The sequence below is a fragment of the Nitrospirota bacterium genome (assembly GCA_030645475.1).
Taxonomy (GTDB): Bacteria; Nitrospirota; Nitrospiria; order Nitrospirales; family Nitrospiraceae; genus Palsa-1315.
Genome location: JAUSMA010000020.1, coordinates 1 through 26,082, shown reverse-complemented (window position 1 = coordinate 26,082; position 26,082 = coordinate 1). Strand labels below are relative to the sequence as shown.

The 26,082-nt window shown below is 56.7% G+C and carries 23 protein-coding genes; 14 read left to right on the top strand and 9 right to left on the bottom strand.

What is annotated here, in order from left to right; all coding sequences use genetic code 11:
* The first annotated feature begins 23 nt into the window (after positions 1-23).
* Together trpB and trpA are read left to right on the top strand one after the other, a co-directional pair.
* Positions 24-1,217 carry a tryptophan synthase subunit beta gene (gene trpB, locus Q7U76_05730; protein MDO8355869.1) on the top strand — a complete coding sequence of 398 codons (1,194 nt, stop codon included), beginning with the start codon at positions 24-26 and terminating at the stop codon, positions 1,215-1,217.
* Positions 1,214-2,032: a tryptophan synthase subunit alpha gene (gene trpA / locus Q7U76_05725; GenBank protein ID MDO8355868.1), complete on the top strand. Its 819-nt coding sequence runs from the start codon at positions 1,214-1,216 to the stop codon at positions 2,030-2,032. Before trpB ends, trpA begins: the two co-directional genes overlap by 4 nt.
* Positions 2,033-2,141: 109 nt before the next feature.
* Here the strand turns inward: trpA and Q7U76_05720 are convergent, their stop codons facing one another.
* The 7 genes from Q7U76_05720 to lnt all read right to left on the bottom strand — a co-directional run bounded on the left by Q7U76_05720 (position 2,142) and on the right by lnt (position 10,359).
* Positions 2,142-2,744, bottom strand: coding sequence for a hypothetical protein (locus Q7U76_05720; protein ID MDO8355867.1), 603 nt, complete (start codon positions 2,742-2,744; stop codon positions 2,142-2,144).
* A gap of 22 nt (positions 2,745-2,766) precedes the next feature.
* Entirely contained in the window at positions 2,767-3,873 is a 1,107-nt protein-coding gene (traF, locus tag Q7U76_05715) for a conjugal transfer protein TraF (protein ID MDO8355866.1), read from the bottom strand.
* A 193-nt stretch (positions 3,874-4,066) separates the two neighbouring features.
* Positions 4,067-4,738, bottom strand: coding sequence for an ABC transporter ATP-binding protein (locus Q7U76_05710; GenBank protein ID MDO8355865.1), 672 nt, complete (start codon positions 4,736-4,738; stop codon positions 4,067-4,069).
* A gap of 23 nt (positions 4,739-4,761) precedes the next feature.
* Entirely contained in the window at positions 4,762-6,042 is a 1,281-nt protein-coding gene (locus Q7U76_05705; GenBank protein ID MDO8355864.1) for a lipoprotein-releasing ABC transporter permease subunit, read from the bottom strand.
* Complete coding sequence (lysS, locus tag Q7U76_05700; GenBank protein ID MDO8355863.1) at positions 6,039-7,526, bottom strand: lysine--tRNA ligase; 1,488 nt, start codon at positions 7,524-7,526, stop codon at positions 6,039-6,041. The genes Q7U76_05705 and lysS overlap by 4 nt, the downstream gene beginning before the upstream one ends.
* A gap of 31 nt (positions 7,527-7,557) precedes the next feature.
* Positions 7,558-8,707 (bottom strand): peptide chain release factor 2 gene (prfB, locus tag Q7U76_05695; GenBank protein ID MDO8355862.1). Its coding sequence is split into 2 segments (ribosomal slippage): positions 7,558-8,637 and positions 8,639-8,707, totalling 1,149 coding nucleotides; the frame shifts between segments, so codons are not numbered across the junction.
* Positions 8,708-8,724: 17 nt separating this feature from the next.
* Complete coding sequence (gene lnt, locus Q7U76_05690; GenBank protein ID MDO8355861.1) at positions 8,725-10,359, bottom strand: apolipoprotein N-acyltransferase; 1,635 nt, start codon at positions 10,357-10,359, stop codon at positions 8,725-8,727.
* A 212-nt stretch (positions 10,360-10,571) separates the two neighbouring features.
* Between lnt and Q7U76_05685 the strand changes: the two genes are divergently transcribed.
* The 5 genes from Q7U76_05685 to Q7U76_05665 all read left to right on the top strand — a co-directional run bounded on the left by Q7U76_05685 (position 10,572) and on the right by Q7U76_05665 (position 15,789).
* Positions 10,572-11,162, top strand: coding sequence for an OmpA family protein (locus tag Q7U76_05685; GenBank protein MDO8355860.1), 591 nt, complete (start codon positions 10,572-10,574; stop codon positions 11,160-11,162).
* 68 nt (positions 11,163-11,230) lie between these two features.
* On the top strand, positions 11,231-11,851 hold the full coding sequence (locus Q7U76_05680) for a hypothetical protein (GenBank protein ID MDO8355859.1): 621 nt from the start codon (positions 11,231-11,233) through the stop codon (positions 11,849-11,851).
* Positions 11,852-11,945: 94 nt separating this feature from the next.
* Positions 11,946-12,275, top strand: a complete 330-nt coding sequence (locus tag Q7U76_05675; protein ID MDO8355858.1) for a PilZ domain-containing protein — start codon at positions 11,946-11,948, stop codon at positions 12,273-12,275.
* Between the two features lie 338 nt (positions 12,276-12,613).
* On the top strand, positions 12,614-14,674 hold the full coding sequence (locus Q7U76_05670; GenBank protein MDO8355857.1) for a DNA topoisomerase VI subunit B: 2,061 nt from the start codon (positions 12,614-12,616) through the stop codon (positions 14,672-14,674).
* A gap of 8 nt (positions 14,675-14,682) precedes the next feature.
* The gene (locus Q7U76_05665; protein ID MDO8355856.1) at positions 14,683-15,789 is read left to right on the top strand and encodes a DNA topoisomerase IV subunit A; all 1,107 of its coding nucleotides are present in this window, start codon (positions 14,683-14,685) and stop codon (positions 15,787-15,789) included.
* Between the two features lie 38 nt (positions 15,790-15,827).
* Here Q7U76_05665 and Q7U76_05660 read toward each other — a convergent pair whose 3' ends face one another.
* Positions 15,828-16,052: a hypothetical protein gene (locus tag Q7U76_05660; GenBank protein ID MDO8355855.1), complete on the bottom strand. Its 225-nt coding sequence runs from the start codon at positions 16,050-16,052 to the stop codon at positions 15,828-15,830.
* 298 nt (positions 16,053-16,350) lie between these two features.
* Between Q7U76_05660 and Q7U76_05655 the strand changes: the two genes are divergently transcribed.
* The 6 genes from Q7U76_05655 to Q7U76_05630 all read left to right on the top strand — a co-directional run bounded on the left by Q7U76_05655 (position 16,351) and on the right by Q7U76_05630 (position 24,286).
* On the top strand, positions 16,351-16,614 hold the full coding sequence (locus Q7U76_05655) for a thioredoxin family protein (protein ID MDO8355854.1): 264 nt from the start codon (positions 16,351-16,353) through the stop codon (positions 16,612-16,614).
* Between the two features lie 15 nt (positions 16,615-16,629).
* A complete protein-coding gene (locus Q7U76_05650) occupies positions 16,630-16,794 on the top strand; it encodes a hypothetical protein (GenBank protein MDO8355853.1) in 165 nt (54 codons plus the stop codon).
* Positions 16,795-16,913: 119 nt separating this feature from the next.
* The gene (locus Q7U76_05645; GenBank protein ID MDO8355852.1) at positions 16,914-20,117 is read left to right on the top strand and encodes a PD-(D/E)XK nuclease family protein; all 3,204 of its coding nucleotides are present in this window, start codon (positions 16,914-16,916) and stop codon (positions 20,115-20,117) included.
* Positions 20,110-23,460 (top strand): UvrD-helicase domain-containing protein, encoded by a 3,351-nt coding sequence (locus Q7U76_05640; GenBank protein ID MDO8355851.1) that lies wholly within the window; start codon positions 20,110-20,112, stop codon positions 23,458-23,460. Before Q7U76_05645 ends, Q7U76_05640 begins: the two co-directional genes overlap by 8 nt.
* A gap of 13 nt (positions 23,461-23,473) precedes the next feature.
* A complete protein-coding gene (locus tag Q7U76_05635; protein MDO8355850.1) occupies positions 23,474-23,878 on the top strand; it encodes a tetratricopeptide repeat protein in 405 nt (134 codons plus the stop codon).
* A 21-nt stretch (positions 23,879-23,899) separates the two neighbouring features.
* Positions 23,900-24,286, top strand: coding sequence for a metallopeptidase family protein (locus tag Q7U76_05630; protein ID MDO8355849.1), 387 nt, complete (start codon positions 23,900-23,902; stop codon positions 24,284-24,286).
* A 180-nt stretch (positions 24,287-24,466) separates the two neighbouring features.
* On the opposite strand, the gene lgt is transcribed toward Q7U76_05630, so the two are convergent.
* A complete protein-coding gene (gene lgt, locus Q7U76_05625) occupies positions 24,467-25,255 on the bottom strand; it encodes a prolipoprotein diacylglyceryl transferase (GenBank protein MDO8355848.1) in 789 nt (262 codons plus the stop codon).
* Positions 25,256-25,615: 360 nt separating this feature from the next.
* Here lgt and Q7U76_05620 point away from each other — a divergent pair, with 360 nt between their 5' ends.
* Positions 25,616-25,876: a YtxH domain-containing protein gene (locus Q7U76_05620; GenBank protein MDO8355847.1), complete on the top strand. Its 261-nt coding sequence runs from the start codon at positions 25,616-25,618 to the stop codon at positions 25,874-25,876.
* Positions 25,877-26,082 lie beyond the last annotated feature (206 nt).

The following is a 26,082-nucleotide window of genomic DNA, read 5'->3' as shown; positions in this document are numbered from 1 at the left end:
GCTAAACGAATGTGAGGGTGACGATGGGCGCAGTTCCCAACAAACAAGGCCGCTTCGGTGCCTACGGTGGACGGTATGTTCCTGAAACACTCATGCCCGCGTTGCTTGAGTTGGAGGAGGAATATGCCCGTGCAAAAAAAGACCGGCGCTTCCAGTCCGAGCTGGCCTATTATTTAAAACACTATGTCGGTCGACCCACCTCGCTCTACTTCGCGCAACGACTCACCAAGCGCCTGGGTGGCGCGAAGATCTATTTGAAGCGTGAAGACCTCTGTCATACCGGAGCCCATAAGATTAATAACGCAATCGGGCAGGGACTGTTGGCTCAGCGGATGAAGAAGCCGCGCATCATCGCTGAAACAGGCGCCGGGCAACATGGCGTGGCGACGGCAACCGTTGCGGCGATGTTCGGGCTGCAATGTGAAATTTATATGGGAACCGAGGACATGCAGCGCCAGGCGCTGAACGTCTTCAGGATGAGATTGCTCGGCTCGACCGTGACCGGTGTCGATGCTGGAAGCCGCACATTGAAGGATGCGATCAGTGAAGCCATGCGGGATTGGACGACGAACATCCGCACGACGCACTATATTCTCGGTTCAGTGCTTGGTGCCCATCCCTATCCCATGATGATCCGGGACTTCCAATCCATTATCGGGCGAGAAACCAGACGACAGATCTTGGCAGCAGAAGGCCGGTTGCCGGATTGCCTCATCGCCTGCGTCGGTGGCGGCAGTAATGCCATGGGACTCTTCCATGCATTTATCAAAGACAAGAAGGTGAAGATGGTGGGCGTCGAGGCGGGTGGCCTGGGGGTGGCGAGCGGAAAACATGCCGCGCGTTTTGAGGGAGGCAAGCCGGGCGTCTTACAAGGCACCATGACCTATCTACTCCAGGATGAAGATGGACAAATTAATCTGACGCATTCCGTGTCGGCCGGGTTGGATTATGCCGCAGTCGGCCCCGAACATAGTTATTTGCGGGATCAAGGCCGCGCGTCCTACACCTCGGTGACCGATGATGAAGCGATGGCGGCGTTCGACTTACTGGCGAGAGAAGAGGGGATCATGCCGGCTCTCGAAAGCGCCCATGCCATTGCATACACAGTGAAGGCGGCGCCCTCGATGAAGAAGAACCAGATCCTGGTCGTGAATCTCTCCGGTCGTGGCGATAAGGATGTGCAACAGGTCGCGAAGATGCGAGGAATCACGTTATGACATCGAGACTGGACCGAACCTTTGCGCAACTTCGGCTGAAGGGGGAGCAGGCCCTCATTGCGTATGTCATGGCAGGCGACCCTTCACTGGAAGAGACAGAACAACTGGTCGTGGAGTTAGAACGTGCCGGAGCCGACATCATTGAACTGGGTGTTCCATTTTCAGACCCTATCGCCGATGGTCCCGTGATACAGCAGGCAGCGGAGCGAGCGTTGCGCAGCGGGACGTCGCTCCGCAAGATCCTTCCCATGGTGACCAGACTGAGGACCAAGACTCAGATCCCATTGGTCTTGATGGCCTACTACAACAATATCCATGCATTCGGTCCTGAGCGGTTTTGCCATGAGGCGGTCCAAGCCGGTATCGATGGGCTGATCGTACCGGATATGCCGCCGGATGAAGCGGGCCCCCTCAAAGGCCCTGCAGCAGCAGCAGGGCTTCAACTGATTTTTCTCCTTGCTCCCACGAGTACGGCTGACAGGAGGAAATTCGTGGCGCGCCAATCACAAGGCTTCGTGTATTACGTGTCGCTCACCGGGATCACCGGCGCAAAACTGTTGAACGTGGCCGATGTGGGGAAGAATGTCGAGAAGATCAGGAAGGTGACGCAGGTGCCGGTAGCGGTCGGCTTCGGGGTGGCGACACCGGAGGATGCGGCCAACGTGGCAGCCATTGCCGATGGTGTCATTGTCGGCAGCGCCATCGTGAAGCAGATTGCCGCGCACCAGCAGAAGCCGGATATGGTCAATCAGGTCGCAGAATTTGTCCGCTCATTGAAAACAGCGATGAACGCATCGCTGGCTAAGGCCCGCTAGTCGTCGACTCCACGCATCTCCGTATGGAAGGCCCGTATCGGCGCTTCTCGATCTCAGAGGCCTGTTAGACGCTTCAACTGGGACGAGAAGAATTCAGGCGGGGCTGGAACTATCGTTTGGCTTGGGGAGGCATGGCCTTAATCATCTCTGCCGCCAGCTCTTTCGCAATATCTTTTAAATTCGGACGATAGAACATGTAGCTGCTCGACCGTTCATGGCGTGCCTTCCAGACAGTGGTGCCGGTTGTGGCATCGACAAGACGAATGCTCAGGCCTACTCGTCCGACATTATCGCCTTCCTTGCGCATGTATTCCCAGGAATTCACCCGGACGACTAAGAAGGAGTCCACGTTCATCGCCTTGCCCAACTTCAGCGCCGAGTCCTTGTCGGACTGGCCGGTCATTTCCAGACGTGAAAAGTAGAAGACCAGGGCATCGAACGCTTCCTTGGAAGCCTGGAAGATATCCGTTACATTTTCTGGAGACACAACGCGCTCGATATTGGCAACCTTATTCAGCGCACCGGATAAGACTTCTTGAATATCCTCGCGTGCGCTGTCGTATTGGCTGGCCATGGGAGGGAGTACCGCAATGGCTTGAGGCCGGAACATTCTCGCCCCTGGTCCTTCCCAGACTTCCTGCAGGCCGCCACAGCCGGCAATCAGGAGCGGAAGTACACAGAGGAGGATGGCACGTCGTAGGTGATGCAGCATGAACATGGGTTCAGTATACCATTTAGAACGTCAAAGAGAGAGAGCCGGAGACGAGGGCTCCCTTTTCGCGAAAATCGTATCCACCCCCGACGTCGACACGCAGCGCATAGACCCGTAGGCCAAGCCCTGCAGTGGGGGTAAAGGGAGTATTGGCATCTTTCATGTTTTTGAAACCGCCAACCCGAAAGGAAAGAAACTCGGACAAAATGGTCTGTTCCGCACCAAGGCTCAAGACCTGACTCTTCACTCCTGGCACAAAGGTCTTATTTGCCGTGGCATCGACATCCGCAGTTAAGGTAAGAGAAGAGTAGGGGTTGATGGCCATACCGCCGCGAATTTGCGGTTCCAGCTTCAATTCTCCACCGCCAGCGGCATTAAAGGTCGGTTGATTGATGTCTTTTGCCACCACGGCAAATCGAAGCCATGAGGAGGGGCGATAGATGGCACCCACGTCGATTCCAAAGGCCGTCGAAAGTGTGGACTTTCCAAAGTTGTCCGTTACCGATACGTCGGTTCCTCCGGTGAGTGTCGTACTCCCATTGTAGGAGGCGCCTTGTATGATTTTCCCTGTCACGCCGATAGCAAATGTTTTATCGGAAAACGCGTAGGCATATGAAAATGCCAGCTGTCTGGCTTCGAGACCACGGAGCGCCATTTGCCCGGCAATACTAATAAGAGTATTAACCCCACCAGGCTGAGTGGCTTGCAGAGGAGTAGACACAAAGGCCCCTCCAGTTGCGACATCCGAGACGTTAAATCCAAAAGCATGTTCGCCCAAATGGCCTTTGAAATATAGACCTGCTGATCCATTTAACGAAACTGTGGCACCAGGCTTATTGATTCGAGCTGTAATGTCTTGGGCCTTAGCTAGATTGGCTTGTGAGGTGTCGGACGTGTTGAATTTCTCAAGATCGTGCACCGCATCAGCGATGCCGAGACGATCGATTACCTGAGCTCCGCCTAGAATTCTGATATCCACCGTCTGCGTCATGGCCAAGCCGGCCGGGTTCCAATAGGTAGCCAAGGCATCCGTTGTCACGGCTACACCCGCACCACCCATACCCATGGCGCGAGGACCCACCGTGACGAATTCCACTGCACATACTTGTGTGGGAATTGCCAAGATCATTAGAGACGCAACCCTGTACAGCCACCGCGAGTAGATCATTGAAAGCCACTTTCAAGGAGTTGAGGTATTTTGCTGAGTCTATTGGATGAAACAGCTCTCGTCAAGGTTAGACGAGGGGACCCTCGCGCAGGTAAACGGGGGGATGGTGCTGTCTCGGGAGTAGGAGCGAAAAGATCAAATGCTCTGGGCGGTCTTAGACGATCTGGCCGTCCTGCATCTGTATGATCCGGTCGGCCTGACCTGACAGCTTATCGTTATGGGTCACGATGACGAAGGTCGTTCCGCGGGCCTTGTTCAGCTCACGCATCATCGCAAAGAGGGCATCGCCCGTATGCGTATCCAGATTTCCAGTCGGTTCATCGGCCAACACAAGATCAGGCTTCTGCAAGAGGGCCCGTGCCACTGCCACGCGTTGCTGTTCTCCACCGGACAATTCACCAGGCTTGTGATGCAGGCGGGATCCCAGCCCGACTTCCTGTAACAAGGCGATGGCTTCAGGTTCGATATCTGCTTGTTGCCGTCGCTGGATCAGGGCCGGCATACAGGCATTCTCAAGTGCGGTGAATTCCGGCAGGAGGTGGTGAAATTGAAAGACAAACCCGATCCGCCGATTCCGAAATTCTGCCTGCTCATTTTCCGACATCTGAAACATATCCTGACCGTCGAAGTGGACCGTGCCTGTCGTGGGCCGATCGAGCATCCCGATAATATGGAGGAGCGTGCTTTTTCCGGCTCCCGACGCCCCGACGATCGAGACGAGTTCGCCTCGTTGAATGTCCAGGTTGATGCCTTTCAGCACCGTCAGCTCATTCCCGCCCATGACAAACGTCTTCGAGAGATCAGTGACACGAATCATAGACACCAAGAAGGCTAAGTGGTGAGACGAGTTTACTCATAACGAAGGGCGGCCACCGGCTCGAGTTTGGCTGCCTGACGAGAGGGGAGAAGTGTCGCGGCAAAGCTGATGAGGATTGCCGAACCGGCAACCAGGAGCACATCGGAGGCCAACACGTGCACGGGGATGCGTGAGATGTAATAGACCGTCGGATCGAAGGTCCAAAACGTTTGGATCAACCAGAGAAAGGCATAGCCAAGCGGAATGCCGATGGCGGTGCCGGTTAGTCCGATGATCAGTCCGTTCAGCATGAAGATCCGGCGAATACTTTTCTTCGTCGCTCCCATCGCTTTCAAAATGGCGATCTCTTTTTGTTTTTCGGTCACGATCATCGTGAGTGTGCTGACGATGTTGAACGATGCCACGATGGTAATCAGGACCAACAGGAGAAACATCATCGTCTTCTCAAGCTTCAAGGCAGAAAAGAGGTTGCGGTTCATCGCCATCCAGTCTCGCGCCCCGTAGGTAAATCCCAAAGCATGTTCCACTGATCTGGCGATTTCATCGGCCCGAAAGACGTCGGTCACCTTGATTTCGACGCCCGTGACCGAGCCGTTCATGTTGAAAAACTTCTGCGCCTCGGCGAGGTCGATATAGGCCAGAGAGGAGTCGTATTCATACATGCCGGATTGAAAAATGCCGGCGACGGCGAAGGTCCGGATCTTCGGGACCATGCCGATGGCGCTAATGGGACCGGCAGGAGGAGAGACGACATTCACCGTATCCCCCATAAAGGCGCCGAGTCGTAACGCGAGTTCTTTTCCCAGGATAATACCGGGCTTTTCCGTTTCAACCGGCGTTCCAGTTGGATCGTCAGCCGGTGGTTGCTTGATTTTGATTGGCTTCTGGAGATCGCTCAACTCACCTGTCGAAAGATTCTTGGCCAGCTCCGTGACTTTCCCTTCCCGCTGAGGGTCGATCCCTCTGATCACGACACCCTGGACGCCGGATGGCGTGGTCAACATGACTTGCTTCAGGATGAAGGGGGTTGAGGCGACCACATCCGGCACGTCCTGTACCTGTATGGCAACCTTGTCGTAATCGATCATCCCGTCTTTCATGCGATCCTGCACGATGATATGGGCCGTCGTGCCGAGAATCTTGGCCTGGATGTCCTCTTTGAAGCCGGTCATGATGCCAACGGTGCCGATCAAGGCCGCCACGCCCAGCGTAATGCCCGCGATCGACACGAAGGTGTTGAGGGAAATCGTCCGGTTGCGCCGTTTGGCCCGCAAGTAGCGGAGCCCGACAAAAATTTCGTAGGGAACGGTCATTGTGATTTCTCAGGTCTCAATTGTGGAAAGAGGACGACATCGCGGATGGACGCTTGGTTGGTCAAGAGCATGATTAAGCGGTCGATGCCGATGCCTTCGCCGGCGGTCGGTGGCATGCCGTACTCCAAGGCGCGCAGAAAATCTTCGTCGACCAGATGGGCTTCTTCGTCGCCGGCTGCCCGTTGCGCCGCTTGCCCTTCAAATCGTGACCGTTGATCCAGGGGATCGTTCAACTCTGAAAACGCGTTGGCGATTTCCCGGCCTGCGATATAGAGCTCGAACCGGTCGGTCAGAGCCGGGTTCGAGTCCTTGCGTCTGGCGAGCGGAGAAATTTCGATCGGGTAGTCGGTGATGAACGTCGGCTGAATCAGACTCGGTTCGACCGTTTCCTCGAACAGTTCGTTCACGATGTTGAAGAGCGGCCATTTGGGATCGACCGCGATGCCCAGTTGTTTGGCCGCGGCAATCGCTTGATCCTTATCCTGCAGGACGGAGGGATTCAGGTTGTTCACTTCCAGGATCGACTGATGATAGGACCAGCGGCGCCACGGAGCCGTGAGGGTGATTTGTTTGCCCTGATAGTCGATCACCGTGGTACCAAGGACCTGTTGTGCCAGGGAGGAGATGAGTTCTTCAGTGAGGACGATCAAATCCTGATAGTCGGCATAGGCCATATAGAACTCGAGCATCGTGAATTCAGGGTTATGAATCGTCGAGATGCCTTCGTTCCGGAAGTTCCGATTGATTTCGAACACACGGGGGAAGCCGCCGACGATCAGCCGCTTTAAATAGAGTTCCGGTGCGATGCGGAGATAGAGATCGACCCCGAGGGCATTATGGTGTGTGACGAAGGGTTTGGCCGCCGCGCCTCCTGGAATCGGATGCATCATCGGTGTTTCGACTTCCAGGAATCCTCGTTCGATCAAGAAGGCGCGGATGCCGGCGATGATTCGGCTGCGCGTGGCGAAGATGCCATGGACCTCGGGATTGGAGATCAAGTCGACATAACGCTGCCGATAGCGGGTCTCCACATCCGTCAAGCCATGCCACTTTTCCGGAAGCGGTCTGAGGGCCTTGCTCAAGAAGGTCAGTTGGGTGACCTCGACCGTAAACTCATTGGTCTTGGTGCGAAAGAGGAGACCTGTCACACCGATCCAATCGCCTAGGTCGAGCTGCTCGGCGACACGATAGGCTTGTTCAGTGAGATGGTCCTTCTTGAGATAGACTTGCAGCCGGTCCGATCCATCCTGCAGGACCGCGAAGCCGGCCTTGCCGAAGCGGCGCAGCGCGACAATACGCCCCGCAAATGTGCAGGAAATCTTTTCTTCTTCCAGGACCTCTTTGGTCTTTTCTGAATGGAGCTTGATCAGTTGGCCTGCACGATCCTTCACCTCGAATCGTGTGCCCCAGGGGGCCACGCCTGCCTCACGCAGGACATCGAGCTTCTTGATCCGTTGCTGCTGCTGTTCGTTCAGTTCGTCCATCATGTGCACCTTTACCAGTTCGTACTCGCCGTCAGTTCTCGAACTCGTCCATGTCAGCCTGCTGATAGCTGAGTGCGGTTTTCCCAAGCTGCTTCATCTTTAAATAGGCCTCGATGAAGCCGTCCAGATCGCCATCCATGACGGCGGCGACCTGGCCCACTTCATGCCCGGTCCGGTGGTCTTTCACCATTTGATAGGGCTGGAACACGTACGAGCGAATTTGGCTGCCCCAGGCAATGTCTTTCTTCTCGCCCACGATGGCGTTGAATTCCGCCTCTTTCTTCTTCAGTTCCAGTTCGTAGAGACGGGCTTTCAGGACCTTCATGGCGCCATTGCGATTTTGTAGTTGCGATCGTTCGTTCTGACATTGAACGACGATCCCGGTCGGCAGGTGGGTCATACGAATGGCGGTCTCGACCTTATTCACATTCTGGCCACCGGCGCCGCCTGCCCGAAAGGTATCGATTCTGAGGTCTTTGTCTTCGATGACGAGGTCGATCTCCTCGTCCACCTCAGGATAGACGAATACCGAGGCAAAAGAGGTATGCCGGCGCTTGTTGGCATCGAAGGGCGAGATGCGAACCAACCGATGGACGCCTGCCTCAGCCTTGAGATAGCCATAGGCATAGGGCCCCGTCACGGACAAGGTTACGCTTTTCACTCCGGCTTCTTCTCCAGGAATCAAGTCCAACGTCTCGATTTTGAACTTCTTACTTTCCGCCCAACGGACGTACATGCGGAGCAGCATCTGTGCCCAGTCTTGCGATTCCGTCCCGCCGGCACCGGGATGAATCGCCACAATGGCATTGTTGGCATCCAGTTCGCCGGACAAGAGAAGTTCAAGCCGCAGGGCGGCAAGCTTCGGCTCGAATTGGTCGAGTTCGGCTGCCAGTTCCTTCAGAAGTCCGGTGTCGTTGGTTTCTTCCGCGAGCTCCAGCAAAGCGCCGATATCGTTCATCTTCCCATCGATCTCGCGCCACTCTTGCAGCTCGCGCTCGATCGTGGATTTTTTCCGGCTGATCTTGGCGGCTTTCTGCGCGTGGTTCCAAAAGCCAGGCTGTGAGGTCTGTTCTTCCAGATGTGCCAACTCGGTCGTCATGCGAGCGAAGTCAAAGATGCCCCCGTAGTTCCGATACCGATTGTCCAACGGCCCGAACGCGAATCCGTATCTCATCCAACATGGAGCGATCCTTTCACATTACACCGGTGTGGCAGCCACGGTGTCTGGCTCAGGTCCCTTGGTCCTGAAATAGCTGAACAGGCACAACAGCAGGCAGATTATCACACAGCCATACGCAAACACATCCCCGTGGCGGCTGTAAAATGTATGCGGGCGCCAGACCTGCATCGTGCTTCGAGCGGTTTGTTCTGTGAAAATCGGCGTCGCTTCGACGATGCGCCCGAACGGATCGATGAAGCCGGAAATGCCTGTGTTCGCGGCGCGGGCAAAGGCCAGATGATTCTCGACCGAACGGAATACCACCATCGCAAAATGCTGTGAGGGCGCAGCCGAGCGGCCGAACCAGGCATCGTTCGTGATCGTCACAAGGAACTCCGCCCCATTCGCAGCGAATTGCCGCACGAGATCCGGGAAGATCACTTCGTAACAGATTGCCACGCCGAATTTGACCGGTCGCGGCGATGACCCAGACGTGCCTGCCGCCGCCGCTTGCGGCTTCGGTGTCACGGTCAGAATCGTGGGACCAGGCCCCGCTTCGAAATCGCCGATGCCTTCGACCAGTTTGTTGAGAAAAAACAGGAGCGAGGATTTCAGTGGAATATATTCTCCGAAGGGCACCAGATGATGTTTGTCATATCGACCCAGGAGCTGGCCGTCTGGTGCGAGAAGATACGCACTGTTCAGCAGATAGGGATGCCGATCGGGATAATACCGTACGGCAGGGCTTCCAAATAAGATCGGAGCCTGAGCCCGATTGGCCAGTGCGATGAGTTGAAGTTGATAGACCGGCTCATGCTCAAAGACGAAGGGAGTGGCGGCCTCCGGCCAGATCACCAAGTCGGTGGCACGACCCAGCTGTCCCGTGAGCCGGTCAAACCGTGCGAGGGTCTCCTCCCGATAGGCGGTATCCCACTTCACGGCTTGATCGACGTTCGGCTGCACGACTCCCACGCTGATGGATGAGCGAGGGATATCGGAAAATGGCGCTCCAGATAATGTCCGAAGCCCATATTCCCATGAGAGCGTGACCAGCAATGCCGTCATCGCGACGAGTTCCCAGGGAAGTTTCGCCGGACGGAATCCCCGCAGCAGCGGCATCAGCCAGGACAGGAGTTCGGCCAGTGCGACATTGACAAGTACAATCAGAAAGGAGACCCCATAGACTCCCATGTGATCCGCAATCTGAATCACTTCAATCGTACGATATTGCGAATAGCCGAGGAGGCCCCAGGGCATGCCACTCAGCGCATAGGTCCGGATCAGTTCCAGGCTCACCCACAAGCAGGGAACGGCAAAGAGACCATAGCGGGGAATCAGGGTTCGGCACCAGACGGCCCCGGCTGAATAGAGCCCGACATAGAGGCCGAGGTAGGCCGTCAGCAGCAACATGATGCCGTAGCTGATCACCAGGGGAACCTTCCCGTAGGTGGTCATGGCGGTCACCACCCAGGCCATCATCCCGGTAAAGGCAATGGTGCCGCTGAGCCAGCCGATCCAGAACGCTTGTTGTTTGCTCTTGCCGTCCAAGGCCCAATGTAACGGCACGAGGGCGATCCAGGCCATCAGACCGAGGTCGTAATTCGGGAAGCTCAGCGGGAGGAAGAGTCCACTCGCGCCGGCAAGGACGAGTGAACGCGCGAGGGAATGGGTCATGAACCGCACCTTAGCGAAAGCCGTAGAGGGATGCAACTTCCTGGTCTCCTGATTGGACTCGATCCAGCGCCGGATGGGAAGGGGAAAGATTATGGGTTGACGGGCTCCGGCTGAGTACCTATAAATAGAGAGGCATGACAATCTGTTCGCGATCACGCCGAATATGATGAAACCGTTCAACCAATGATCATGTCAATTTGAGGAGGCCCGTCATGGATCGTAGCGTCATCAGCCTGTCTGTCACTGTGAGCCTCATGCTCCTGTTCGCGGGCTGCTCCGGCAAACAAGTGGCTTCGTCATCTGGAGATCAGTCCTCCAAGTCCGGCCAGGGTAAGAGCGAGTCGATCCAACCGGATGCGATCAAGACGATACCGATGGAGCGATCGCTCGACCGGTCATCCGGTAGCGGGACGATTCCTGCCGGTAGCGCTTCATCCAATCCCTCGCTCCTGTCCGGAGTTGCGTCGGGCAGCAATGCGCTGGGTGACGTGTTTTTTGAATACGATCGTTTCCAAATCGACAAGGATGCCATGCCTATCCTCGATAGCAATGCCCGCTGGCTTCGTGCCAATGGCAGTAAGACGGCGCTCATCGAGGGCCATTGCGATGAGCGGGGGACTCTCGCCTACAACCTCGTGTTGGGTGAGAAGCGGGCGCGCGCGGCCAAGAAATATCTTCAAGATCTTGGCGTCCCGGCCGCTCAGCTCCAGATCACGAGTTACGGGGAAACGAGACCCTTCTGTGAGCAGCAGAACGAAGAATGTTATCAACAGAACCGCCGGGCGCATTTCGTCACGAAATAAACATGGGTCGGTACAGTCGCAGGCCCCACGCTCTGCGCCAGACCATTATCACCACGAAGGAGGCATCTGTGAAGCACTCGCACATCGTCGGAATCGGGCTCCTCGGAATCGTCTTGACGGCTGGTTGTGCAGGCAAGGGCGAACGCATCGCCCTCAAAGTCCCTATGGCATGCGGGGCCGATGAGAAGGCGGTTGCGAGGAATGCCGCAACCGTTTCAATTCAGCCCTTTGAGGACAATCGCACAGACCGGTCACTGCTCGGCACCAGACACCATCTCTGGGGAGGGGAGAGTCACTTCAGTCTTCCGAGCGGCACGCTCGGCGATGCCACGGCACAGGCCTTTGCCGACTATCTCAATTCGAAAGGCTGGAATGCGACCGTTGCCAAAGGCACCGGAGCCACAGGGGCCGACATGACGATGACCGGCAAACTGGTCGATGTCGGCGTAGAAGCGAAGAGCGGTATGGGGCAGACGACTCTCAACGCCAAGAATCGGATGGTAGTCCAAGTCAAGAACCACGCTGATGGGAGTCAAGTTCTCGAGACGTTAACCAGCACAGGAATCAACCAGGTGTTCTGGTTCGATCCGGAGGATGCGCAGGAATTGCTCAACGAACTCTACAGCAAGAATTTCGAAAAGTTCGTCGCCGATACCAAACTCGATGGCAAGATCCTCAAGCTTAAGTAACCGAATGGTCGCTGCTGAGTGGGAAGCTTGCGATGCGGGGATCGGTCCTCGCGATCGCAGCAGAGTCGTTTCGAGACAGGAGTCTTGAATCAGCATGGAACGTCGCCAACACAGGCGGGTGCCGGTACAGGTGCAGGGGTTCTTGTTGGGGAACTCGCATGAAACCGAAGCGGTGACCCTCGACTTGTCGGTCGGTGGCGCCAAGTTCGACTGCGACCTTGAAGTTTATCCCGGCAAGGTGATCCGTGTGCGACTCATCATTCCGGGGTCTGAAGAACCGGTTTCGATTGCGGATGCACGGGTCCAGTGGGTTGGAGAGGATACGTTCGGAGTTTCGTTTCAGAATGTTCATCCTGGCGAACTGGATGAGTTGGAGCAGCTCATCGATGAATATGAAGAGGCCGAAGGCGGAGGTCACGCATAATTGTGCCAATGCTTGACTCACTCCCATCGGGGGAATATCGTATCGCTGTGGGGGGAGCTTAACGCCCCGAGGGAATATGGTTCATCAGGGGATCGAGCGTTGGGATGGTGTGCAAGCCCAGCTTGACTGGGAAGCCTAAAGTCCCGCCGAGATTTCCGCCGTACCTATGCTGTCCTCGGTAGGTGCGCGCTCCTCCCACCCTAACCACTCGCATAGATCTGTTGATGGTTTCCCCCATCTCATTGCTGCATTCTGGCCAATGCTCTTGAGCCTCTGCTGCTCCCCACGGCCTCTGTCGAATGCCGCTCGGTTTGTCACCTAACGTTTCGAGAGGATGAATGGCCAAGCACAAGGGAACGGTATCTGCCACGAAGCCGATATCTCCATCGAAGAAACCGCCTCAACCATCCGCATCCAAGAAACCCGATTCTCGTGTGGCCCCGGCCGTCACGGCGGTTGAAATGGGCGCCAGGCAGCGAGAGATTTCCGTTTCCGAGTTCTTCACGAAAAACCGGCACCTGCTCGGGTTCGACAATCCGCGCAAAGCCCTGCTGACCTGCGTCAAGGAGGCGGTCGACAACGCGTTGGATGCCTGCGAGGAGGCTGGAATCCTTCCTGAGGTCACGGTGCAATTGGAAGTCGTGGCCATCGGAACGTCGGCTGTACCGTCCGCGAGTCAGGCCACCCGGTTTAGGATCACTGTGACGGACAACGGCCCTGGTATCGTTCGCCAACAGATCCCACGAGTCTTCGCTAAGTTATTGTACGGCTCAAAGTTTCATCGCCTCCGGATGAGTCGAGGCCAGCAGGGGATCGGTATTTCAGCGGCGGGCATGTACGGACAGCTGACGACGGGTAAGCCGGTGAAGATCATCTCGCGGACCGGTTCAAAAGCGTCGGCGCATTACTTCGAAGTGCAGATCGATACGAAGAAGAACGAACCGCTGGTTCATGAGAACAAGCAGATCGAGTGGGATCGGCCGCAAGGCACGCAGGTAGCGATCGAAGTCGAAGGCCGTTATCAGAAGGGCCGCGCGTCGGTGGACGAATATCTCGAACAGACGTCGATTGCCAATCCGCACGTGAGACTGATCTATCGAACGCCGGAAGGCGAGACGAAGGACTATCCTCGCGCCTATCACGAGCTGCCGCCCTCGCCGAAGGAGATCAAGCCGCACCCCTATGGCATCGAATTCGGGATGCTCCTCAAGATGCTTCAGGAGAGTAAGAGCGCGACCCTTTCGAGCTTTCTGGAGAGCGAGTTTTGCCGGGTGCCGCCTGCGCTCGCAGATGAGATGTGCAAAGCGGCGAAGGTCTCGCCCAAGGCGAAGCCCAGGGACGTTCGCGGCGCGATCGCTGAAACGCTCTATCACACCATTCAAGCGACGAAGATCATGGCTCCCCCGACCAATTGTCTGTCGCCTATCGGTGAGAAAGCGATTCTCTCGGGCCTCTACAAGCAGATCAAAGGGGAGTTTTACACTGCCGTGAGCCGTCCTCCCGCCGTCTATCGTGGCAATCCCTTCATCATCGAAGCAGGCTTGGCCTTTGGTAAAGCGCCTGACAGCGCGACGAAACCGGAGAAACAGGCGATGCCGTTGGCCGAAGGGGAGGAGGAGGAGGGAGATTCGGAGCTGGCGCGAGTGATTCGCTACGCAAACCGGGTCCCGCTGCTCTATCAACAATCGTCCTGTGCGACCGTTAAAGCGGTGCTTGCCACGACCTGGCGCAACTATGGGATCTCCCAGTCGCGCGGGGCCATGCCGGCAGGGCCGATGGTGATCTTCGTGCATATGGCTTCCGTGTGGGTTCCTTTTACGAGCGAGTCCAAGGAAGCGATTGCCGAGTACGACGAGATTCACAAGGAGATCACCTTGGCGCTCCGCGAATGCGGGCGGCGACTCGGACTGTTCCTGCGCCGGCGGGAGCGCGCAGCCAGTGAGTTCCGGCGGCGCAATATTTTCGAACTCTATATCGAGGAAGTCGTCGAAGCCTGTAACCGGTTGAAGGGTGGGAAACTTCCCACTGAGAAGTTGAAGGCGCAATTGCAGAAAATTGCCTCCTCGCGGACCGGCGGTATCAAGACGGATGAAACGCTCGGCAAGACAGGCGCTGGACCGGAAGGTCTGCCGCACTCGATTATTGTCACAGCGGAAGGCCTCGAAGGAGAGGTGCCACCTGTGGCAACCAGTGTCGAGGGTGTTGCTGTCAAAGAGCCGTTGACCTCTACGAATTCAAGCCGGACCGGCGCGACGAAGCCGAAGCCGAAGCCTGACAAGAAAAGAGCTACGTCGGTCGCACAGGCTCCATCGGCTCCGAAGAAGAGCGTATCCGTAAAGAAGCCAGCTGGCACAAGCCGCGCAGGTCGCACGGTTCACAGATCACGAACGCGCACATAGGATCACGCATGGCGAAAACGAAATTGACAAGGAATGGGGCGGTTGAAAAGAAATTGATCGGCCTGGCCGATCTGGTGATCGCCGCCGCGCAGCAGGCCAAAGATCCGACGATGACGATCCCGATTCGCGCTCTCTCGAACGTGACGTTTAACGAGCGCAAAGGCCTGCTCGAGATGGGAAAGAAGAAACAGGCGCGTTCGTTCTTCAACGTGGGTATGGCCAAAAAATTCATGCAGACCATACTTGTGGCGGACGCCCTCTCCGAACTCCAGCGCGCGGAACTGACGACCTCGCTCAGAGAGATCTATTACCGGACCAAACATACCATTCAGGACTCGAACGAGAATACGTTCGATACCCAGGACGAATCGGACCCGATCATCGAGGATTTGGAAGTGTCGCTCGCGGCGCTTCGTGAAGAGTTGCATGTCCGTGCGGAGAACGGTGGAAGTGTCGTCGGCCCGCTTGTGCTTGGGGACGACGGCGATCGCGTCGATTGCGCCAAGCTGGGGAAAGGCGGCTACTCGGTCCCGTCGATTGTCGAGCCGGAGTATGTGGAGATCCGTCGTTGCACGGCGGATTTTGTGCTGTTGGTTGAAAAGGGCACGCAGTGGAACCGTCTTTCTGAAGACAAGTTCTGGCGGCGGTATAACTGTGTGCTGCTGACAGGAAATGGGCAACCCCCACGCGGGGTGCGCCGCTTGGCGCGGCGGCTGCACGAAGAATATCGGCTCCCGGTGTACGTCTTGGTCGACAACGATCCCTGGGGGTACTATATCTATTCCGTCGTCAAGCAGGGCTCGATCAATCTGGCCTTCGAGAGTGAACGCATGGCGATACCCAAAGCCAAATTCATCGGTCTTTCCAGTGCCGACCCTGAACGGTACGAACTTCCGCGGAACGTCGGGATCAAGCTGAATGACAAGGATATTGCCCGCGCGAAAGAACTGCTCAACTATCAGTGGTTCCAGAAACCGGCCTGGCAGGAGGAAATTAAGCGGATGCTTGCCAGCGGACTGAAGTATGAACTGGACGCCCTCGCCAACAAAGACTTCCAGTATCTCACGAAGAAATATCTTCCGCGGAAACTGAAAGAGAAGGATTGGCTGGACTAGCCCAATCCTTCTCTTTCAGCGTGTCTCGGACGCAGGAGTTAGCTCGGTGGCAGCATCATGTAGAGACCGACCATAATGATCGGCGCTGTGACATACATCGCTTTCTTGCCGAAACTATCGTAGACGCCATAGATCAAGATTGCGGCCATGAACGTGAAGTAGAGCTGTCCGATTCCTCGATACCCCGCACTGTGTTCCACCGCCAGCGCGAGTGTGGGCGATCCCAGGATCAGTACGGCTAAAAAGGTTATCAGTCGGTTCATGTGAATCTCCTTCTCGATGAGGTTAAGGCCCATGGGGTCATGTCGGTAGCGGCGACTGCTGCACAGACAACAACGCCCTCATGGCGATGGGCACCACGAGGGCGTAACGTTCTTTTCGAACAGACTTGGCATGGTCAGGCAAAATTGGGCTAACAAGGGGTCACGATATACCTCTACGATACATGGACAGCGCCACCATGCTGCGCCTTCCACTGAGGGAAGTCAAACGACCGCCTCTCCCTTGCTTGCTCCCCCGTTCGACCCGGTGTTAAGATCCCGCAGCTGTTGGAGGGAATCGATGCCGAACATTGTGCTGTTAGTCTCGCCGAGCTGTGGGGCTTGCCCGTCGGCGAAGAGTCTCTGGAAGCAACTTCGAGTCAAATATAGTTTCGGCTATCGAGAGGTGGATATCACCACCGAGGATGGACGGAGCCTGGCCGATCGGCATTCGGTGAGGGCTGTGCCAGCTACGATTATCGATGGGCGATTGACGTTTGTCGGGGTGCCCAGTCGCGAGAGTGCCGAGAAGGCCTTGCTGCTTAAAATGAAACCGCGCGACTAAGAGAAAGATCCTCCCATGGTTGATGACGACGACGACGATTTTGAATTACCCGTGCTCCCGGTCCTCGATAAGGGGCCTCCGCCTGAGTGCCCGATGTGCGGTGAATCGATGGGATTCATCGATGGCGGCTGGTGCTGCGTGGATTGTAACGGCGAGTTGTTGGGGCCTGAAACGGGCTAAGACGAGGTTTGCGGCTAGGGGCTAGGGGCGAGAGATGACGCACGCACTGTCCGTCCGAACTCTTCTCTAGTAGTTCCCCTTTTGCCCCTTGCCACGCACCTTTTGCCATATCCTCAAACATGCTTCGCATCGTCACCGGACCTTTTCATCCAGCACTTGATCGTGCCTTCGTCGAGGATATCCGCTCCTGTAAGGCCGATCATCCATTTGCTCCGCTCGCCGTCATTGTCCCCTCGGCCGCTCTCGTCGAACAGCTGAAACAGTCCCTCACGCATCACGAGCCGAGAGCCTTCCTCAATATCCATTTCCTGACGTTCCACCAGCTTGCCCTCCGATTGCGTGATGATTGTGCGGGGGCGGCCGAGGCCGGTTCCGCTTCTCCCTTGCAACTGGTCGATGATTTCTTCTTCGAACAATTGGTGCGGCAGGTGATTCGGCGTCAGCTTCCCGGGCTCGAGCCGCTCACGCGATTGCCGGCTTCACCAGGAACGTGGAAAGGTCTGTGGGCGACAGTCCGCGACTTGAAAGATGCGGTGGTCGAGCCGGCGACTGCCTTGAACGCGCTCTCGGAAGGGGTATTCGAGGAAGACGATCGAACCTGGCTCCGTGCACTGTTCACCCTGCATGCCGCAACCATGGAGGCCAGCCGATCGCTCGGGATTGGTTCCCCCGATGACCTGGCGGCCACACTCGGACGGGATCTCTCCGGTTCTCCGTTCCTTCGTGGAATGCAACGCCTGTTCTACTACGGCTTCTACGACCTCTCGCAGGTCCAGCTCTCGTTTTTTGAATCGGTAATCCGTGCCGCCCCGACGACGCTGTACTTTCCGCTACAGAACTCCCCGGCCTATTTCTTTGCGCGCCAATTTTTCGAGCGTCATCTTCTTCCACTAGCGAATAGCCATGAGGATCGGAGCGGGAAAGGGGACCCCACCGCCACATTGGAACGGGTCGAACTCTCCGTCACACATGTGATCGGGGTCGAGGAGGAGTTAGCGACAGTCTGTCGTGAGATCCTGACCTTGGTCGAGGTGAACGGCTATCGTTTCGACGAGATCGGTGTGGTGGCCCGCACGCTGGAGCCTTACCAGGCCAGGCTGCAATCGGTGTTCGATCATCATCTGGTGCCATTCACGACAACGGCAGGGAAGCCGCTGTCGCGTGAACCATTGATCAAAACCCTCTTGCGCCTAGCCTCGCTCCCGCTGAATGATTTCGACCGTTCCGCCATGCTGGATGTGGTCACGTCGCCCTTCTACCGTATACCGGGATCCGATTCCTCGACAGGCGATTTTCGGCCAGATATCTGGCGTTCCCTCGTTTACACCTTGGGTATTACGAAAGGGGCGGCAGAGTGGAGACGGTTGGCGGAGTCGGCCAGTTCGTCGATTCTCCACGATGCAGCGGCAGCGCGTGACGAGTACGACCAGACAAGAGGCGAGACAGGCCAGGCTCCTCAGCTCACGTATTTGTGGGAGCTTGTGTCGCGATTGATTCAGGATTGCCAGGCGCTCCCGGCGGAAGGATCAATCGGCACATTGACCGAAGCCTTCTTCATGCTGGTGCAATCTCATGTGCCTGTGCCTGGCCTGTCAGACGTGTCGTCGCGTGAGTCACCCGAACCGTCCGATCTCACCAAGATTGGTTCGCTAATACGATCCGTGCTGGACCGGCTGCGTGAATTGGATCCGCTAGGAGGGGACCTCTCGTGGAGGGAGTGGGTTGAATTATTCCAACGGGTATTAGACGAAACCCGCATACCGATCGATGAGGAGCGGCACCAGGGAGTTCAGGTGCTGGATGCCATGACGGCTCGTGGCAGGACCGTCCGAGCGCTCTTTGTGCTTGGCATGAATGAAAAACTCTTTCCGCGATATGTCCGTGAAGACCCCTTTCTGCGTGACCGCCAACGCGTCGTGTTGGAATCGACATTGGGCTATAAGATCGATGAGAAGTTAGCCGGGCATGAGGAAGAAGTCCTGTTATTTGAACTCCTCAGCCGTTCGGCCACCAATCGACTGTATCTGTCGTACCAGCGAGCCGATGAAGCAGGGCGAGTCATGGCGCCGTCCGGCTTCATTGCCATGGCGATGCGCGATCCACGATTTGTCGGAAAGCCGGAAGAAGCGGTCCCTCGACGGCTGACTCAGCGGATCAGTGAGCAGCCCTCGATTCAAGACCTCTTACCGGCCGAGGAGTTGACCCTGGGTTGCCTCTTGCAGGGCCACGATGCAGGACCGGTACTTGAGGCCATGGGGCGGGACCAGCGTCTCTTTGAGCAGGGCCTCGCAACCCTGAAGATCATTGAGCGGGAATCCCCGGAGCTCGGTCCGTTCGACGGGATCATCGGAGCGCAGGCCGCAACGTCACCGGTTGCTGCGAGACGGAGTTTCTCGCCGACAGCGTTAGAACGCTATGCGACCTGCCCCTTCCAATATTTCGCGGATAAAGTTCTCAGGTTGGAGCCTGTGCGACGGCTTCAGCAGGACCATCTGCCTCCCTTAACGATCGGGAGCCTGGTTCATGAATCCCTTCGGCTGAGTTATGAGAGACTGGTGTTGCTCAAGTGGCCTGATGGACCGCTGACCGAGGCCATGGTGCGATCCACGGTGCATGAAGCCGTCCTCGATCGCTTTGCCGCCCATGCTGCAAGCCAGGGGACGGGGCACGCGTTACTCTGGACCTTGGCCTGTGAGCAGGTGACAGAGTTGGTGTCGGCCGCAGTCGCCTCCGATCAGGCAGAATATCTGGCAACCGGATTCCGTCCCGTTGCGTTTGAGGCGGCAGCTCAAGGAATCGTCCAGTTGGAATCCGATGGGCCAGCGGTTTCCCTGAAGATTCACGGGACCTTGGACCGTGTCGATTATCGGTCTGAGCCGCTGGCGCTTCGTATCGTGGACTATAAATTTAAGCAGGGAAATGAGATCAGCCCTGTGGATCGAAACCTCGCCCTGTCGGCGGTGCGCGGATTCCGGCTGCAACCACCGCTGTATGCTCGCATGACGCTGCCGTCGCTACCAGCCGCAGCCGAGGTGCAATTGCTCTTTCTGGCTCCGCAATGGAAGCAGCAGATTTCCCGCTCGACGTTTGAGGCCGGACTCTGGACCGGCCACACCGGTGCTCTGATCGGGCAGACCCTCTCCACATTGATCCAGGGTATCGCGAACAGAGAATTTTTTATTCTCCCCGATGGCTATTGCGACTACTGCGAGTTCTCCGGTGCCTGTCGACGCCATGATGCCATGGCCTGGTGGCGTTCCTATCGTTCACCACAGGCCCGAGTCTTACGCAAGTTGAGAAAGCAGAAAGTACAGGATGAGTGAGTCGTTGACATTGACGGACTCCCAGGATCGGCTCCTGGCAGAGACCACGTGGGATCGTAATGTCGTGGTGGTGGCAGGAGCCGGAACCGGCAAGACCACGATCCTCGTTAATCGCATCCTCAACTTGCTGCTGAGAGAGCCGAACCCCTTGGCCATCACGGAGGTTGTCGCCCTCACCTTTACTAATAAAGCCGCCACTGAAATGAAGCAGCGGCTCCGTGCGCAGCTCCTTCGCCTGACTGAGCAGGCCGATGATCTGAGCGCCACCTTCCGGACCCGTTATCATCTCTCGGCTGAACAAGTGGCCGAGCGGGCCAAGACGGCGCTTGAGCAGATGGAGAAGGCGCAGATCGGCACCTTGCATAGTTTCGCCGCGCACCTCCTGCGGCTCCATCCGCTAGAGTCTGGAGTAGACCCATCATTTCAAGAGGATGACGGGTCTCGCTTCAAGGAACTGTTTTACTCAAGTTGGGATCGTTGGCTGGACGATGAGCTCGGATCAGACGGACCACAGCATGCCCGCTGGCGGCTGGTCCTTGCCGGGGCCTCCCTCGACGATCTCCAGCAGTTTACGGCCGCTCTCGCCGGGGACTTTGTCGATCTGGATGAGCTGGAACGTCAATGTCGATCCGACTCTCTGGATGGCGCCTTTCGTGATTGGGTTGTGGCAACCCATGGTCGTGCGACCACGATTCTTGCTGCACAGGATCGACCTAAACGGCGTAAGGCGGAACAGATGCTCGCGGCAGCGGTGCAGTTGCTGGCACTCTTGCTTGAGAGAGGGCCGTTAAGGCTCGATGACTTGGCTCAGGATGAACGGGCTGTTCTGGAGAAAGATCTGGGGAAGCCGCCTGCCGGATGGGATGAAGGTACGTTCCAGGAGACGGCATCGATTATCGGACTCGCTCAACAACTTCTGACGGTGAACCAGGCCTACTTTCAAGAGGTGGTCACGCTCGTCCGGCCATTTCTGGATCAGGTCCGCCAGGGGTTTCACACCTCCGGGTGGATCGCATTTGACGGGTTGCTGGCTCGAGCCAAAACCCTCCTGCGCGACCATCCGGCTGTCCGCGCCAGGATCAAGCAGACCTATCGTGCGATTCTGGTCGATGAGTTTCAGGACACGGATCCGGTCCAGTACGAGATCATCCTCTACCTCGGTGAACGGGCTGGCAGCCATCAGACTGCGTGGCAAGACGTCGACTTGGAACCGGGGAAATTATTTATCGTGGGGGATCCCAAACAATCGATCTATGCCTTTCGCCGGGCCGATATCGAAGCCTTCGAACGGGTCGTGGAGAAAATTCGAGCGGGCGGGGGAGGCGTCTATTCCCTGGTCACGAACTTTCGCAGTGACGGGGCTGTGCTCGATGTGGTGAACAATGTCTTCGACCGGCTCTTTCACGCGACGGAACATGTTCAACCGGCCAATGAACGGCTGGCCGCAAGGCCTCTACGAAAGCCGGAAGTCTCAGTCTCGGGGGCGCAACTTCGACTGGTCACGCCGGGAGAGGACGAAGAGGAATTCGATGTGCAGACCGCAACCAGGGCGGAGGCGGAAGCGCTGGCGCGTTGGCTGAAGGTGGAGCTTCTCGTCGGTACGACCGTCACAGATCGCGACCGCCGCGAAGGCCCGCTCCAACCGGGCCACATTGCCCTGATCTTCAGAAAGTTGACCCAGGCACAGGTCTATCTCGATGCCCTTCGTCGTTATGACATTGCCTATATCACCGACGGGGAAAAACATTTCTATCGGCGGCAGGAAATTATCGATGTGGTCAACCTCCTCCGGGTCATCGACAACCCGCACGATACGATAGCGTTAGTCGGGGTCTTACGCTCACCCCTGGGCGGTATGGCGGACGGGGACCTACTGGCTCTCCAACAGGTAGAGGGGTTGGACTATCAGCAACGAGAACGGCTGTCGGGCTGGAACCATCCCCAGGCGAAGATGGTGACGCAGCTCTACGAGCGATTGGCCGAGCTGCATCAGCTCGCGCCTGTGAGGCCTGTGCCTGACGCCATTGATTTGATCTTCGAACGATTGCCGGTTCTCGAGTTGGCCGCGGCATCGCTCCACGGTGAGCAAGCCGTAGCCAATTTACGAAAGACCAGAGATATGGCCGAAGCATTGGCCGACCGTCCCCATCTGACGTTGACCGGGTTCGTCGACTTAATGATGACCAGGGTGGATGAACAGCCCGATGAGGCAGAGAGCGCGTTGGCCGAGGAATCACTCGACGCCGTTCGAGTGTTGACCATCCATAAGGCCAAAGGATTGGAATTTCCTGTGGTCATTCTTCCCGGCCTGCACCAGGGTTCCAAGAATCTCCGCAAGGGACCGTCCATCCATCATGATTGGTCGAGTCGCTGTTATAGCCTGCAGATGGGAGGCCAGTCGAACCTCGGAGCCCTGCTGGTGGACATGAAGATGGCGGCGCGGGAAGAGGCAGAGCAGAGACGACTGCTCTATGTCGGGATGACCAGGGCGCGGGATCTGCTGGTGTTATCAGGTGGACAGACCAGCAAGCCGGGACATGACACGGTCCTTTCTCTGCTCGGTGAGGCACTATCGGGTGAGCCGACGTCATCGATGGATGGGCAGATTTGCATCGGAACAAGCCGCCTCACGCGTGTCATCACGCAGGCCACGGTGGCCGCGAGACGTCATAAGCCGGAGCCGCGATTGGCGGTCGCTCCTGCTCCTGCCCTTGGCCCGATTCTGATTCGTCGCCAGGCGCGGCAGGTCGAGTGGGAGCAGCGCCGAATGACGCCGCGACGACTGACTCCGTCTGGTCTGGTAGGTAGCAAGCCCGAGACCCAGTTGCCTCGGACGGTCTCTACGCGTGATGCTGATCTGGCCCGCTTGATCGGAGTCTGTGCTCATGCGGTGCTCGAACAGTGGGATTTTACGAGGCCTCGTTTCGACATCGGTGTGGTGATTGAACAGGCCTGTCGTCGTTATGTCGCACAGGATCATCCTCAATTGATGGCTGCCGTGATGGAGGATCTCACCGATCTTTTTGAAAACTTTCGTTCAGCAGAGCCCTACGCAAGGCTGCAACGTGCGACGGTGCTGGGACGAGAAGTCCCTTTCGTCATGCCTGTGGGAGAGGATCAGATGATGGAAGGGGTGATAGACGTGATTTACCGGCTTGACGACCGGATCTGGATTGCCGACTATAAGACGGACGATGTGGCAGCGGCTGATGCCCAGACCAGGGCCGATCGCTATCGGTCCCAAGCGGACAGATATTCGCGTGCCGTCGCGAGTGCGTTAGGTTTGTCGTCTCTTTCGTTTCAGTTTATTTTCTTACGGCCAGGTATCGCCGTGAATGTCTAGGAGGAGGCTGCTCATGAACGCCAGATTTGTCAGTGTCATTGCAGTATGGTTCCTCACAGCTTGCACAAGTCCGCTATCGAAGCCGCTCACAGTATTGCAGGCTCCTGCAGGAGTCTCTCCTGTCGTGGCAACGCAACTCGATAAGGGCAATGCGTTGTTCGCAGAGCAGAAGTGGGCCGAGGCTGAGCAGATCTATCGTCAAGCCATCGCCACCGAGCCGACATTGGCTGAAGCACATTATAATTTAGCGGCGACTCTTCATCGTGCAGGCAAGACCGCCGAAGCCAAGAAGCATTACATGGAAGCAGCGAGTCTGGCCCCAGGGAACAAGGTTATCTGGGATGCACCGCCCCTTCGTGCGCGTACCTTCAACGATGACCTCAGCAAGAAATCGTATCTAGATCCTAAGCCCTATTAGCCATCGCGAGGAATTCCTGCGATGTCACGTTCCCCACGGCCATTGTCTGTTTCGCCGGAAGAATTCGAGGCCTGGATCCAGGAGGCGCTCGCTGAATTGCCGCCGCCATTTGCATCGCTCGCCGAAGAAGTCTCCATCGTGGTCGAGGAAGAGCCTTCTGTCGAAGTCCTGAAGGATCTTGAATTGGAATCAGAAGACGATCTACTGGGGCTGTATCAAGGGATCCCGATCGACGAGACCTCATTCTTCCAGCCCGGCGGTGAGCTTCCGGCCCGTATTGCCATCTATCGAGGGCCAATTTTGCGCCTCTGCCGGACTAAGGCCGAAGTGATTCTTGAGGTTCGCGACACGGTGGTCCATGAACTGGGACACCATGTCGGGCTCGATGACGAGGAGATGCCGTACTGACAGGATGCTGAAAAAGTCCGCCAGCGTCGTTCTCGCCTCATCGAAATCCTCAACGTACCCCTGAGGGTACGCCTCCGGTTTCGACTCGTCTGCGGCCTTGCTGGACGGTCTTTTTGAGCATCCTGAGGCTAGATAGCCTCACACTCTGCGGAATAGTGAGCCGAGAGTCTTGGTCGTCTACTAAGTCAGTCGTGGCGCTCGGCGCTGATAACCGAGGACAAGCATGAAGACTCCAACCAGGATCATGGGGAAAGAGAGAAGCTGGCCCATTGAGAAAGATCCTAGGACGAATCCGAGGTGTGCGTCCGGCTCGCGAAAGAACTCCACGATCATCCGGCAGACGCCATAACCGCCGATGAATCCCCAGAAGAGGGTGCCAGGAGGCGGCATCGTCTTCGCGATGATCCATAAGACGGTAAATAACAAGATTCCCTCAAGACCTGCCTCGTAGAGTTGAGAGGGGTGGCGGCAGGCAGGCCCTCCATTTGGAAACACCATGCACCAGTCGACATCGGTAGCTCGCCCGTACAATTCACCATTGATGAAATTGCCGAGCCGCCCAAACCCGAGCCCGATCGGGGTGGCGGCTGCTGCTAAATCTGCGACGGTGTAAGCAGGAATGCCCTGGCGTTTACTAAACCAAAATAATGCGACGATGACGCCGAGTAGGCCTCCGTGGAAGGACATCCCCCCCTCCCAGACTGCGAGGATTTTGATCGGATGCTGTGAGTAGTATGAAAAGTTATAGAAAAGCGTATAGCCGATCCGCCCTCCGATGAAGACCCCTAACGCAGCCCACACGACCATATCGTAGATTTGATCTTTTGTGAGGGGCAGTCCCTTCGAACTCACTCGACGCATAATCAAAAAATAGGCGCCCGTCAGTCCGATCAGATACATCAGACCGTACCAGCGAAATTGGAGCGGCCCCAGCTCAAGAAAGACGGGACTGATGGAGGGGTAGGGGATTGCGTGCAAGATATTCATGTATGCCTCATGTGGCCTGTTGGCAGGATAATAGGTGAGGATCTTGATCATTGCAAGCACGTGGATGAACGACGGGGAATATGCCTTCTGATCGTTGCTAGAGGCCAGTTTGCGGCCACTGATACTTTCGTATGTTGGTTTTCTGTCACGCCTGTGTTGCGATCTGTGAGGAAAACACAACTGAGAATTAATGACTCTTAATCATCGGGCGAAGACAGCATCGAATTGTGGGATATTTTCGTGGTTATTCGTCTGGCATGGTTACTGCTGAAGAGCATATACATGACTGTGCAGCGGGCCGACAATCATGTTTCTCATTTAACCGTTTCAAGGAGGTTCACCATGTCAGACCAGGGACGTCAGGTCGCAAAGGTTGCAGCGTTGGTGGCAGGTGGGGCGGTGATCGGAGCGGGGATTGGATTACTCTTTGCGCCGCAAACGGGAGTTGAAACCAGGCGTGATGTCGGTCGTTATGCGAAGAAGGCCCAATTACAGGCGACTCGCTGGGGCCGATCGGTCCAATCCGGGGTGAAAGAAGTGATGGATCGCAGCAAGGCTCTTATCCAAAAGGACGAGCAGAGACCGCGGATTGAAGCGGTCTAATTGAAGCGGTTCGCGCAGCGAAGAAACTGATGGCGCAAACAGCTTGTAGTCTGGCTGTTTGCGCCGCAACACTGGCCTTGACCGACCTGGACCCCGATGCTAGAGTCCGGCCACTGCGGCTTTTGCTGCCGGAGTGGCGAAATTGGCAGACGCAAGGGACTTAAAATCCCTCGGTTCCAAAAGGACCATGCCGGTTCAATCCCGGC

Coding starts and splice junctions, on each gene's coding strand:
- Q7U76_05620 (MDO8355847.1), top strand. CDS start 25,616: ATGTCAGACCAGGGACGTCAGGTCGCAAAGGTTGCAGCGTTGGTGGCA.
- Q7U76_05630 (MDO8355849.1), top strand. CDS start 23,900: ATGTCACGTTCCCCACGGCCATTGTCTGTTTCGCCGGAAGAATTCGAG.
- Q7U76_05670 (MDO8355857.1), top strand. CDS start 12,614: ATGGCCAAGCACAAGGGAACGGTATCTGCCACGAAGCCGATATCTCCA.
- Q7U76_05650 (MDO8355853.1), top strand. CDS start 16,630: ATGGTTGATGACGACGACGACGATTTTGAATTACCCGTGCTCCCGGTC.
- Q7U76_05635 (MDO8355850.1), top strand. CDS start 23,474: ATGAACGCCAGATTTGTCAGTGTCATTGCAGTATGGTTCCTCACAGCT.
- trpA (MDO8355868.1), top strand. CDS start 1,214: ATGACATCGAGACTGGACCGAACCTTTGCGCAACTTCGGCTGAAGGGG.
- Q7U76_05640 (MDO8355851.1), top strand. CDS start 20,110: ATGAGTGAGTCGTTGACATTGACGGACTCCCAGGATCGGCTCCTGGCA.
- Q7U76_05705 (MDO8355864.1), bottom strand. CDS start 6,042: ATGACCGTTCCCTACGAAATTTTTGTCGGGCTCCGCTACTTGCGGGCC.
- traF (MDO8355866.1), bottom strand. CDS start 3,873: ATGATCTTGGCAATTCCCACACAAGTATGTGCAGTGGAATTCGTCACG.
- Q7U76_05675 (MDO8355858.1), top strand. CDS start 11,946: ATGGAACGTCGCCAACACAGGCGGGTGCCGGTACAGGTGCAGGGGTTC.
- lnt (MDO8355861.1), bottom strand. CDS start 10,359: ATGACCCATTCCCTCGCGCGTTCACTCGTCCTTGCCGGCGCGAGTGGA.
- Q7U76_05660 (MDO8355855.1), bottom strand. CDS start 16,052: ATGAACCGACTGATAACCTTTTTAGCCGTACTGATCCTGGGATCGCCC.
- trpB (MDO8355869.1), top strand. CDS start 24: ATGGGCGCAGTTCCCAACAAACAAGGCCGCTTCGGTGCCTACGGTGGA.
- Q7U76_05685 (MDO8355860.1), top strand. CDS start 10,572: ATGGATCGTAGCGTCATCAGCCTGTCTGTCACTGTGAGCCTCATGCTC.
- Q7U76_05720 (MDO8355867.1), bottom strand. CDS start 2,744: ATGCTGCATCACCTACGACGTGCCATCCTCCTCTGTGTACTTCCGCTC.
- lysS (MDO8355863.1), bottom strand. CDS start 7,526: ATGGACGAACTGAACGAACAGCAGCAGCAACGGATCAAGAAGCTCGAT.
- Q7U76_05665 (MDO8355856.1), top strand. CDS start 14,683: ATGGCGAAAACGAAATTGACAAGGAATGGGGCGGTTGAAAAGAAATTG.
- Q7U76_05655 (MDO8355854.1), top strand. CDS start 16,351: ATGCCGAACATTGTGCTGTTAGTCTCGCCGAGCTGTGGGGCTTGCCCG.
- Q7U76_05645 (MDO8355852.1), top strand. CDS start 16,914: ATGCTTCGCATCGTCACCGGACCTTTTCATCCAGCACTTGATCGTGCC.